Origin of the sequence: Streptomyces sp. NPDC050433 (genome assembly GCF_044458565.1) — a bacterium.
Taxonomy (GTDB): domain Bacteria; phylum Actinomycetota; class Actinomycetes; order Streptomycetales; family Streptomycetaceae; genus Streptomyces.
Genome location: NZ_JBITIB010000009.1, coordinates 40,105 through 53,109, shown reverse-complemented (window position 1 = coordinate 53,109; position 13,005 = coordinate 40,105). Strand labels below are relative to the sequence as shown.

Sequence of the window (13,005 nt, the reverse complement as noted above, 5' to 3'; positions counted from 1 at the left end):
AAGAATGGAACGCGCTGATGAACGAGCCGGAGTACGCCGCACTCGGCCAGGCGCCCGGTGAGCCGGCCGGCCCCGCCCCGTGGTCGGCGGACCGCCCGCCGGCCGAGGCGCTCGACGCGCTGCGCCGCCTGGTGCGCGAACACACGCTCACCGTGCTGCGCAAGGCGAACCCCGACACACCCGACGCGGTCGACACCGACCGCGCGTTCCGTGACCTCGGGTTCGACTCGCTCGCCGTCGTCGGCCTCGTCCAGGCGCTCTCGGCGGCCACCGGCACCGAACTGCCCGCCACCGTCCTCTTCGACCATCCCACCCCCGAGGCCCTGACCCGCCACCTGGCCGCCGAACTCCTCGGCATCGGGGCCGACATGGACCGCACCGGACGCCGGCCTGTCGAGGACGGCGAGCCCATCGCCGTCGTCGGCATGGGCTGCCGCTACCCCGGCGGTGTGATGTCCGCCGACGACCTGTGGCGGATCGTCAGCGACGAGCGCCATGTCATCTCCGGATTCCCGACCGACCGGGGCTGGGACCTCGGCCGCCTCTTCGACCCGGACCAGAGCAAGGCCGGCACGACATACGCCCAGGAGTCGGGCTTCCTGGACGACGCGCTCGCGTTCGATGCCGACTTCTTCGGCATCTCGCCGCGCGAGGCCAAGGCCATGGACCCGCAGCAGCGCCTCGTACTCGAAACGTCCTGGGAGGCCTTCGAGCGGGCCGGCATCGACGCCACCACGCTGCGCGGCAGCGCGACCGGTGTGTTCATCGGCGCCGAGCAGCAGGAGTACGGCCCCCGGCTGCACGAGGCCCCCGAGGGGACCGACGGCTATCTGGTGACCGGGAACGCGCTGAGCGTCCTGGCGGGCCGGGTGAGTTATGTGTACGGGCTGCACGGCCCCGCCCTCAGCGTCGACACCGCCTGCTCGGGCTCCCTGGTCGCCATGCACCTCGCGATGCGCTCACTGCGCGCCGGTGAGTGCTCCCTGGCCCTGGCCGGTGGCGCCGCCGTCCTCAGCGGCCCCGGCACCTTCACCGCGTACAGCCGCCAGCGGGCGCTCGCGGCGGACGGCAAGTGCAAGGCGTTCGCCGACTCGGCCGACGGTACGGGCTTCGCCGAGGGCGTCGGCCTCGTCGTCCTGGAACGGCTCTCCGACGCGCGCCGCAACGGCCACCAGGTGCTGGCCGTGCTGCGCGGCTCCGCCGTCAACCAGGACGGCGCGTCCAACGGGCTCACCGCGCCCAACGGCATCGCCCAGCGCGAGGTCATCCGCGACGCGCTCGCGGACGCGGGCATCGAACCGTCCGACGTCGACGTCGTGGAGGCGCACGGCACGGGCACCACCCTCGGCGACCCCATCGAGGCGCGGGCGCTGCTCGCCGCGTACGGCCAGGAGCGGGAGACCCCCCTGCGCCTCGGCTCGCTCAAGTCGAACATCGGCCACACCCAGGCCGCCGCCGGTGTGGCGGGCGTGATCAAGATGGTGCAGGCGCTGCGGCACGGCGTACTGCCCAGGACGCTGCACGTCGACGCCCCGTCGACCCAGGTCGACTGGTCGGCCGGGAATGTCGAACTGCTCACCGAGGCGCTGGAGTGGGAGAGTTCAGGCCGTCCCCGGCGGGCCGGTGTGTCCTCCTTCGGCGTGAGCGGCACGAACGCGCACCTCATCGTGGAGGAGGCCGCCGAGGCCGCCGAAGCCGCTGACGAGATCCCTCCTGTCGAATCGCTCGCACCCCTCGTACCTCTGGTGATCACCGCGAAGAACGACGCCGCGCTGAGTGGAGCCGCCGCCCGCATGCTGGCGCACCTGGACGCGCACGAGGACGCCGACCTGGTGGACGTGGGCAACTCCCTCACCACAGGACGCGCGGTGTTCGCCCGGCGCGCCGTGCTCGTCGGCCGTGACCGCACCGGACTGCGCGCCGCACTCGCCGACGTCGCCGAGGGGAACGACCTCCCCCCGGAGACCGTGCCCGGCGGCGGCAAGACGGTGTTCGTCTTCCCCGGCCAGGGCACCCAGTGGGTCCGGATGGGCGCCCAACTCGCCGAGGAGAGCCCCGTATTCGCCAAGCGCCTCGCCGAGTGCGCCGACGTCCTCGAACCGCTCACGGACTGGTCGCTGTGGGACGTCCTGCGCGACCCGGACGGCGCCGCCCTGGAGCGCGTCGACGTCGTCCAGCCCGCGTCGTTCGCCGTGATGGTGTCGCTCGCCGCGCTGTGGGAGTCGTTCGGCGTACGGCCCGACGCCGTCGTCGGCCACTCGCAGGGCGAGATCGCCGCGGCCGTCGTCTCCGGCGCGCTGTCGCTGGACGACGGCGCCTGGGTCGTCGCCCTGCGCTCCCAGGCCATCGCCCGGTCCCTGGCCGGTGCGGGCGGCATGATGTCGGTCGCCCTGCCCGTCGCCGATGTCGAGCCGAGGCTGCGCCCCGGCGTGTCCGTCGCCGCCGTCAACGGTCCGCAGTCGGTCGTCGTCTCCGGCGACCCGGACCAACTCGACGCCCTGTACGCGGAGTTGAAGGCCGAGGAGATACGTGTCCGGCGCATCGCCGTGGACTACGCCTCCCACTCGCCGCAGGTCGAGGGGTTGCACGACGAACTCCTCCGGGTCCTCGCCCCGATCCGGCCGCGCGACGCGCGCATCCCGTTCTTCTCCACGGTCACCGGCGACTGGCAGGACACCACGGCCATGGACGCCGGTTACTGGTACCGGAACCTGCGCCAACAGGTGCTCTTCGCCGACGCCGTGGCGACCCTCGCCGAAGCGGGCTACTCCGGCTTCGTCGAGATCAGCGCCCATCCCGTCGTGACGGTCGGGATCCAGGAGAACCTCGACGTCCTCCAGCGGCACGCTGCCGTCGTCGGGACACTGCGCCGGGGCGACGGCGGGCTCGACCGATTCCTGCGCTCGGCGGGCGAGTTGTTCGCCCACGGAGTCGACGTCGACTGGTCGAGGGCCTTCCCGAAGGGCGCGCGGCGGGTCGACCTCCCGACATACGCCTTCCAGCGCGACCACTACTGGCTTGAGAGCACCACCGAAGCCGTCGGCGACGTCGCCTCCGTCGGACTCACCGCCACCGGCCATCCGCTCCTCGGCGCCGCCGTGGCCCTCGCCGAGGGCGGCGCCGTCGCCTTCACCGGGCGCCTCGACGTCCGCACACAGCCGTGGCTCGCCGAGCACGTGGTCGCGGGGAACATCCTGTTCCCCGGCACCGGCTTCATCGAACTGGCCGTCCGCGCGGCCGACGAGGTCGGCGCGGGCACCGTCGAGGAGCTGACCCTCCTGACCCCGCTGGTCCTCCCGGACACCGCGGCGGTCGTCGTCCAGGTCGTCCTCGGCGCCGATGCCCACGGCCGCCGCGCCGTCGCCGTCTACTCCCGCCCCGAAGGCGCCCTGTCCGACCAGCCGTGGGCCGAGCATGCCGTCGGCCACCTCACCACCGCCGCCCCCGCGCCCGGCTTCGCACTCACCCAGTGGCCGCCGCCCGGCGCCGAACCCGTCGACGTGAGCGACGCGTACGCCACCCTCGCCGCACAGGGGTACGGCTACGGCCCCGCGTTCCAGGGGCTGCGCGCCGTGTGGCGCCAGGGCGACGAGGTCTTCGCCGATGTGGCGCTGCCGGACGGTACGGAGGCCGACCGGTTCGGCATCCACCCGGCGCTGCTCGACGCCGTCGTACAGGCCGTCGACGTAGGGGAGTTGCTGGACCCCGCCCCGGAGGGCGAGGTCGCGCTGCCGTTCGCGTGGAACGGTGTCTCGCTGTTCGCACAGGGAGCGGCGGCCGTACGCGTACGGCTGACGCCCGCCGGGGAGAACGCCGTCGCCATCGAGGTCGCCGACGCCACCGGCGCACCCGTCGCGTCGGTCGAATCGCTGCTGATCCGGGCCATGCGGGTGGACGTCACGAACGGCGCCGCACAGGACTCCCTCTACCGCATGGACTGGCAGCCCCTGCCCGGCGCCGCACCCGCACCGCTGCGGGACAGCGCCGTCATCGGCGCCGACCACTTCGGCCTCGCGGCGGCCGTCGGCGCACGGCTGGACCTGGACACCGCAGCACCGGACGCGGTACCGGACACGGTCTTCCTCTCCGTCACCTCCGACAGCGGTGCGGACACCCTCGGCCAGACGCACCGCGTGACCGCCGCACTCCTGGCGGAGGTCCAACGCTGGCTGGCCGACGAACGCTTCGCCGACTCCCGGCTCGTCGTGGTCACCCGAGGCGCGATGTCCACCGGCGGCGAGGATGTCACCGACCTGCCGGCCGCCGCCGTCTGGGGACTTCTCCGCTCGGCACAGGCCGAGGAGCCGGGCCGCTTCGTACTGCTCGACATCGACGGGTACCCGCTGCCCGCCGGGGATCTGCGCGCGGCGATCGACTCCGGCGAGTCCCAACTCGCCGTCCGCGAAGGCCGGGTGCACATCCCGCGTATCGTCCGCGCGACGACGCCCGCGACGACGCCCGAGGCGACGCCCGAGGCCGGCGAAGGGACAACCGCGCCCGGCCCGCTGCCCCGCCCGCTCGACCCAGACGGCACCGTCCTGATCACCGGCGGCACCGGCGTGCTCGGCGCCCTGCTCGCCCGGCACCTGGTCACCGCGCACGGCGTACGCCACCTCCTCCTCACCAGCAGGCGCGGCTCGGCCGCGCCGGGCGCCGCAGACCTGACCGCCGAACTCACCGCGCTGGGCGCCGAGGTGACCATCGAGGCGTGCGACACCGCCGACCGCGCGGCCCTCGCGAGCGTCCTCGACGCCGTCCCCGGCACGCACCCGCTGACCGCCGTCGTGCACACCGCCGGCGTCCTCGACGACGGCATGATCCCGGCACTGACCCCACGGCGGCTGACCGACGTACTGCGGCCCAAGGCGGACGCGGCCTGGCATCTGCACGAGCTGACCGAGGGCGCCGACCTCGCCGCTTTCGTCCTGTACTCCTCACTCGCCGGCACCGTCGACGGCCCCGGCCAGGGCAACTACGCCGCCGCCAACACCTTCCTCGACGGCCTCGCCGCGCACCGCAGGGCCCACGGTCTGCCCGCGCATGCGCTGGGCTGGGGATTCTGGTCCCAGCGCACCGGGCTGACCGGCCACCTCACCGACGCCGACCTCGCCCGGATGGCCGGATCCGGCGACATCGGCCTGACCGACGCCGAAGGGCTCGCGCTCTTCGACGCCGCCCTGCGCACCGACGAGCCGCTGCTCTACCCGATGCGACTCGACGCGAACGCGCTGCGCGCACGCGGCGCCGAACTGCCCCTGGTGCTACGAGGTCTGGTCCCCATGTCCGCGCGCCGTATCGCGGCGGCGGGCGGCGAGAGGACCGAACTCACCGCCATGGAGAGCAGACTGGCCGGGCTGACCGAGCCGCAGCGCGCCCAGTTCCTCCTCGACACCGTGCGCGGACACATCGCCTCGGTGCTCGGCCACACCGGCACGGACGCGATCAAACCCCACCGCGCGCTGCGGGAGTTGGGCTTCGACTCGCTCGCCGCCGTCGAACTGCGCAACCGCCTCAGCCGCGCCACCGGACTGCGACTGCCCGCCACGCTGGTCTTCGACCACCCGACACCCGACGCGCTCGCGGCCGTACTCCGCGAGAGGTTCGCGGCGACACCGACGGCCACCACCGCGACGGCACGCGCCGTCGCACCGGCCGACGAGACCGCGGACGACCCGGTCGTGATCGTGGGCATGAGCTGCCGCTACCCCGGCGACGTCGCATCGCCGGAAGACCTGTGGCGCCTGGTGTCCGGCGGCGTCGACACCGTCGCCGGCTTCCCGCGCGACCGAGGCTGGGACGTCGAGGGCGTGTACGACCCGGAGCCGGGCGTCGAGGGCAAGTCGTACGTCCGCGACGGCAGTTTCCTCACCGACGCGGCCGGCTTCGACGCCGGATTCTTCGGGATCTCGCCGCGCGAAGCACTCACGATGGACCCGCAGCAGCGACTTCTCCTCGAACTCTCCTGGGAGGTCTTCGAACGCGCGGGCATCGACGTCGACAGCCTGCGCGGCAGCGACACCGGTGTCTTCGCCGGCCTGATGTACCACGACTACACCGGCTCCAGCAGCGAGGGCAGCCTCGTCTCCGGCCGGATCTCCTACACGTACGGCCTCGAAGGCCCCGCGATCACCGTCGACACCGCCTGCTCGTCCTCGCTGGTCGCCATGCACTGGGCGATGCAGGCGCTGCGCCGGGGCGAGTGCTCGCTCGCGCTCGCCGGCGGTGTGACGGTGATGTCCACACCCGAGCTGTTCATCGACTTCAGCCGCCAGCGCGGCCTCGCACCCGACGGCCGCTGCAAGTCCTTCGCGAGTGCCGCCGACGGCACCGGCTGGGCCGAAGGCGCCGGGCTGCTGCTCCTGGAGCGGTTGTCCGACGCGCGCCGCAACGGCCACCAGGTCCTGGGCGTGCTGCGCGGCTCCGCCGTCAACCAGGACGGCGCGTCCAACGGCATCACGGCCCCCAACGGCCCCTCGCAGCAACGGGTGATCCGAGCCGCCCTGGCCGACGCCGGTCTCTCCACGGCCGACGTCGACACGGTGGAGGCACACGGCACCGGCACGACCCTCGGCGACCCGATCGAGGCGCAGGCGCTCCTCGCGACCTACGGCCAGGACCGCGAGACGCCGCTCTGGCTGGGCTCGATCAAGTCCAACATGGGTCACACCCAGGCCGCCGCCGGTGTCGCCGGTGTGATCAAGATGGTGCAGGCGATACGGCACGGCATCCTGCCGCGCACGCTCAACGTGGACGAGCCGTCCCCGCACGTCGACTGGACCGAGGGCGCGGTGGAACTCCTCACCGAGCAGCGCGAATGGCCCACCGTGGACCGGCCGCGCCGGGCCGGCGTCTCGTCGTTCGGCATCAGCGGCACCAACGCGCACCTCATCGTCGAACAGGCACCGGCGACGGAGCCGACCGAGGTGACCGAGGAGAACACCCAACCGCCTGTCCTGCCACTGGTGTTGTCGGGCAGGACCGAGAGCGCGGTACGCGACCGGGCGAGGCAACTCCTGGACACCCTCGACCGGACCCGCCCGCTGGACCTCTCCCACGCCCTGGCGACCACCCGCACGGGCCTTGAGCAGCGGGCCACGGTCGTCGGCGGCTCGCACGACGACCTGCGCGCGGGACTTACGGCGCTCGCCAACGGCGCCACGGCGGCGGACGTGGTGCGGGGCACCGTGTCCGACGGCGGGCTGGGGTTTGTGTTTTCGGGGCAGGGGTCGCAGTGGGTGGGGATGGGTCGTGGTCTGTATGAGGTGTTCCCGGTTTTCGCGGGGGCGTTGGATGAGGTGCTGGATGTGCTGGGTGGTGAGGTGCGGTCGGTGATGTGGGCGGAGTCTGAGTCTGAGTCGGCCGAGGGGCTGTCTTTGAGTCAGACGGGGATGACGCAGCCGGCTTTGTTCGCTGTGGAGGTGGCGTTGTTCCGGTTGTTGGAGTCGTGGGGTGTGCGGCCGGATGTGGTGGGTGGTCATTCGATCGGTGAGATCGCTGCGGCGCATGTGGCGGGGGTTTTGTCGCTGTCGGATGCTGCGGTGTTGGTGTCGGCTCGGGGTCGGTTGATGCAGGCGTTGCCGGGTGGTGGTGCGATGGTCGCGGTTCAGGCGGCGGAGGATGAGGTTGTCCCGTTGCTGCGCGAGGGGGTGTCGGTGGCGGCGGTCAACTCGCCGAATTCTGTGGTGGTGTCGGGTGTGGAGGAGGCGGTGGTCGCTGTTGCGGAGCACTTCACCGTGTTGGGTCGTAAGACGTCGCGGTTGAAGGTGTCGCATGCGTTCCATTCGTCGCTGATGGTGCCGATGCTGGAGGACTTCCGGGCGGTGGTCGCCGGTCTTGAACTGCGTGAGCCGAAGATCCCGTTGGCGACTGCTGGTGATGTGCGGTCGGTGGAATTCTGGGTGTCCCATGTGCGGGACACGGTCCGGTTCGTGGACGTCGTGCGTCAGATGGAGACCCAAGGTGTCGCGACGTTCGTCGAGATCGGCCCGGATGCCGTGCTCTCCGCCATGGGTCCCGAATGCGTCACCGGCGAGGACACCGCCTTCATCCCCGTCATGCGCCGCGACCGCGCCGAAGCCCGCACTCTGGTCAGGGGCGTCGGCCAGGCATGGACCCGCGGAGTCACCGTCGACTGGTCGGCCGTCCTCCCCGGCGGGCTGCCGGTCGACCTCCCCACGTACCCCTTCGAACACCGCCGCTACTGGCTCGAACCCACCATCGGCGCCGGTATCTCCGGCGGCAGCGGCCAGGACACGACCGACCATCCGATACTCGCCGCCGCCCTGCCCTCGCCCGACACGGATGCCGTCACTCTCACCGGGCAGCTCTCGCTGCGCGACCAACCCTGGCTGTCCGAGCACCAGTTGGCGGGCACGTTCGTCGTGCCGGGCGCCGCGTTCGTGGAGCTGGCGATCCGCGCGGGTGACGAGGTCGGCTGCCCGCGTGTGGACGAGCTGACGCTCGAAGCGCCCCTCGCGCTCTCGGGCCAGGAGGCCGCCCGCCTCCAGGTCGTCGTCGGCGCCCCCGACGCGACGGACCGCCGTGCCGTCACCGTCTACGCACGGGCCGAGCGGGCCGACCGTGCCCACGAGTGGACCCGGCACGCGAGCGGTTTCCTCGCCCCGTCCACCCCAATCTCGGACCCCGCTCCGGCCACGCCCTCTGCCATCTGGCCGCCTGCCGGTGCCGAGGCGGTGGACGTCGACGCGACGTACGCGGCCCTGGCGGAGCAGGGGTTCGAGTACGGCCCCCTCTTCACCGGGCTGCGTGCCCTCTGGCGCAGCGGCCGGGAGATCCTGGCCGAGGTCGAACTCCCCGAGGAGGCGGCGGACGGCTACGGCATTCACCCGGCGCTGCTCGACGCGGCCCTCCACGGCGGTGAACTGTTCGCCGCCGACAACGAGTTGACGATGCCGTTCGCCTGGCGGGGCATCACACTGCACGCAACGGGAGCCACCCGGCTGCGGGTCCGGCTCACCCCGCTGACCGAGGGCGGTTACGCCATCACCGCGACCGACCCGACCGGCGCCCCGGTCCTCACCGCGGACTCCCTGCTGGTGCGCTCCGTACCCACCGCCGAACTCGACCTGGAGACGGTGGGCACGTACGACAAGTTGTTCACCGTCGAGTGGACGACGCTGCCCGGTTCGCCCGGCGACGGCCGCGTACTGGCGAGCGTCGGTGAAAGCCTCGGTCTCATCCCCAACCACCCCGACCTCTCCGCCCTGTTCGCGTCCGGCGCAGCCCTGCCCGACGTGGTGCTGCACACGCCGCCCGCGGTGGATGCGGCCCCCGACCCGATCGCCGCCGTCCACACGGCGACGGCCGACGTGCTGGCGTTCCTCACCGACTGGCTCGCCGACACCCGCACCGCCGCCGTCCGTCTCGCCGTCGTCGTACGGGGGCCCGAGCTGGTCGACGGCGCCCTGACCGGCCTCGTACGCGCCGCCCAGGCCGAGAACCCGGACCGGATCACGCTCCTGAGGCTGCGCGACGACGAATCCGCCCCCGCGCTGCCGGCGGCCGTCGCCTCCGGCGAACCGGAGCTGGTCGTACGCGACGGGGAACTGCGCGTCCCGCGCCTGGCCGCGGCGACCGGAGCGAGCCATGAGCTGGACCCGGGCGACACCGTCCTTATCACCGGCGGTACCGGGGGTCTCGGCGCTGCCGTCGCCCGGCATCTGGTGGACCGGTACGGCGTACGCGAACTGATCCTCGTCAGCCGGCGCGGGCCGCGGTCGCCCGGCGTGGACCGGCTGACCGGCGAACTCGCCGCGCGCGGCGCCCAGATCACCGTGGTCGCCTGCGATGTCGCCGACCGGGACTCCGTGGCCAAGCTGCTCGCCGACCATCCCGTGACCGGCATCGTGCACACCGCCGGCATCGTCGATGACGGTCTGATCGGATCCCTGACGCCCGAACGCCTCGGCGCCGTGCTGCGCCCGAAGGCGGACGCCGCCTGGCATCTGCACCAACTCGCGGGTGATGTCTCGATGTTCGTGATGTACTCGTCCGCCGCCGGCACCTTCGACGGCGCCGGGCAGGCCAACTACGCCGCCGCCAACGGCTTCCTGGACGCGCTCGCCACCTACCGCCGGGCTCTCGGCCTGCCGGCCACCTCCCTCGCCTGGGGCCTGTGGGAGGAGAGCGCCGGCATGGCGGGCGCCCTGAGCCAGGCCGACCTGGAGCGGATGCGCCGCGCGGGCCTGCGGGCCCTGCCGACCGACGAGGCGCTGGCCCTTTTCGACACCGCGACCGGTCTCGACGCGCCGGTGGTGCTGCCGATGTGGCTGGACACCGCCGCCGTGGGCCGCGCGGAGCGCCCCGTACCCCCGATGCTGCGCGGTCTTGTCCGCGCACCCCTGCGCCGTACCGCCCGTACCGCAGCCGCGCCCGCACCCGTCGAAGTGGCCCTGGAGGAAAGGCTGGCGGCCATGCGGGCGGGGGAGCGGGCACCGTACCTCCTCGACTTCGTCCGTACGCATGTGGCGACCGTCCTCGGCCACGACGGCCCCGGTGACATCCAACCGGGGCGCGGCTTCTCCGAGTTGGGTGTCGACTCGCTCGCCGCGCTCGAACTGCGCAATCTGCTCGCCGAGCGTGCCGAGGTCCGTCTTCCGGCGACGCTGATCTTCGACTACCCGACACCGAAGGCGATCGCGGACCTCCTCCACGAGGAACTGGTCGGCGAGATCGAGGATGCCTCCCCCCTGGAGGCCGAGTTCGCCTCGATCGAGGCGGCGCTCAGCTCGGGCGACCCGGCCGGCCACGAGCACGGCCAGGTCCTCGCCCGGCTGCGCGCGCTCACCGCGAAATGGCCCGAGGCGGGCGGACCGGGTGAGAGCGACGAGATCGGGTCCGCGACGGCGGACGAGCTGTTCGACATCCTCGACGGCGAATTCGGCGCCCCGTCCTGAGCCGCCCCGCTGCGGCGGCCCCCGGACGGACGTGCGGACGTACGGCCGGGCGTCGCCGCAGGTGGGAGCGGGTGCCACTGACCCGAATGGCGTGGTGGGGACGGTCGGAGGACAGTGGAGAGAGGGGCGGAGTCGCCCACGGGAACACCGGTGACTGTGCAGCCGCTCCTCTGTTGCGTCTTCAGGAGGATGGGTCGGTCATGGCAGTCAACAAAGGCACGTCAACAACCACGTCAACAACCATGTCGAACGGTCACCACCACCACGAGGTCAAGGGCACGACGACGATCTCGGACTCGGTGGTGGCCTCCATAGCCGGTATCGCCACCCGCGACGCGGTCGGCGTCTACGCGATGGGCGGCGGCTTCACCCGGACCCTGGGCGCCGCGCGGGACATGATGGCCCGGTCCGACGACGTCACACGCGGTGTGAAGGTGGAGGTCGGCGAGAAGCAGACCGCCGTGGATGTCGATGTGGTCGTGGAGTACGGATACCCGATCACCCGGACCACCGAGGACATCCGGACGGGCGTCTCCGAGGCGGTCGAGACCATGACCGGCCTGGAGGTCGTCGAGGTGAACATCGACGTCCTCGACGTGCATCTGGCGGGTTCGGACGACGAGAGCGGTGAGTCGTCCCGTCTCCGCTGAACAGCTGGCTTCCCCGCGCGAACCCGACGAAGGGGCGGCGGAGGCGCGACAGGGGGCCGACGGCATGCCGTCGGCCCCCTGGTGAGTCGGCCGGTGTCGTGGGACCGCCGGCCGACGGTCAGCGGTGCGTCACCAGGCGATCGGCAGCGTCGAGGGACCGCGCACGATCACGCCGTACTTCCACTCCACGCCCTCCACACCGTCCGCGAGACGCAGCTCCGGCAGCCGTGCCAGCAGCGCCGTCAGCGACTCCTGGAGCTCCAGCCGGGCCAGCTGCGCGCCGATGCAGTGGTGCGGTCCGTGCCCGAAGGCCACATGCGGGTTGGGTGACCGGGTGAAGTCGATCGTCTCCGGGTCCTCGAAGACCTCCGGATCGCGGTTGGCGGCGTGCAGCGCGGCCAGCACCGGGTCACCGGTGCGTACGACCGTGTCACCGAACCGCACGTCCTCCAGGGCGTATCTGGCGAACATGGCGGCGGTGTTGATCGGCACGTACCGCAGCAGCTCCTCCACCGCCCCCGGCATCAGTTCCGGCGACTTCCGCAGCTGCTCCATCAGCTCCGGCCGCGTGAGCAGCGTGAAGACGAAGCTCGGCAGCGCCGATGCCACCGTCTCGACCCCGCCCGTGAGCAGCCCCGCGCCGGCGAGGGAGATCAGCTCCGTGTCGTCCAGCTTGTCGCCGTTGTCGCGGGCGAAGACCAGCGCGCCGAGCAGGTCGTCCGTCGGCTCCTTGCGGCGCCGCGCGACGAGATCGGCCATGTACTTGTCGAGTTCGTCACCGATCTCGAAGAGCACGTCGCCCTTCATCGTCGCGTCGTTGGTGACGCCCTCGGTCCAGGTTCGGAAGACGTCCCGGTCGGAGTACGGCACCCCGAGCAGGTCGCAGATGACATTCACCGGCAGCAGCCGGGCGAAGTCCTCCACCAGGTCGGCGCGCGGCCCCTTCGCGATCATGTCGTCGATCAGCCGGTCGGCGAGCGCCTGCACGCCCGCGCGCATCTGGTTCATCCGGCGCATCGTGAACGCCTTGCCGACCAGCCTGCGCAGTCGCGTGTGGTCCGGCGGGTCCATGCCCATGATGCCGTCGCCGGTCGACTGCCTGCGCATCCGCGGCTGGTCGAGCCCCTGCGCGATCTCGCGGCTGAACCGGGGATCGGTCAGGACGATTTTGACGTCGGCGTGCCGCGTCGCCAGCCAGGCGGGTTCGCCGTACGCCAGCTGTACGCGGCTCATCGGCTCCTCACGCTGGAGCGTCGCGTACAGCGGGGACACGCTGGTCTCGTGCATGTCGAACGGATAGTCCCGGACCCGACGGTCCTGAACTCGCGCCTGGACGCTCATCCTGCCTCTCTCCTCACCGTGGAGCCGCTGCTACGGCGCCGTGGAGCCCCCGGAACACGCTCCGGAAAACGGGCGCTTCCCGGCAAGCTACCGCCCAC

The 13,005-nt window shown here is 72.3% G+C and carries 3 protein-coding genes; 2 read left to right on the top strand and 1 reads right to left on the bottom strand.

Annotation, left to right across the window (positions count from 1 at the left end; genetic code table 11):
* The first annotated feature begins 17 nt into the window (after nt 1-17).
* Nucleotides 18-10,916, top strand: a complete 10,899-nt coding sequence (locus ACIBLA_RS13260) for an SDR family NAD(P)-dependent oxidoreductase (RefSeq protein WP_399198593.1) — start codon at nt 18-20, stop codon at nt 10,914-10,916.
* Between the two features lie 200 nt (nt 10,917-11,116).
* Complete coding sequence (locus tag ACIBLA_RS13255; protein ID WP_399198592.1) at nt 11,117-11,566, top strand: Asp23/Gls24 family envelope stress response protein; 450 nt, start codon at nt 11,117-11,119, stop codon at nt 11,564-11,566.
* Nucleotides 11,567-11,695: 129 nt separating this feature from the next.
* Here ACIBLA_RS13255 and ACIBLA_RS13250 read toward each other — a convergent pair whose 3' ends face one another.
* Nucleotides 11,696-12,907: a cytochrome P450 gene (locus ACIBLA_RS13250; RefSeq protein WP_399198591.1), complete on the bottom strand. Its 1,212-nt coding sequence runs from the start codon at nt 12,905-12,907 to the stop codon at nt 11,696-11,698.
* Nucleotides 12,908-13,005: the final 98 nt, after the last annotated feature.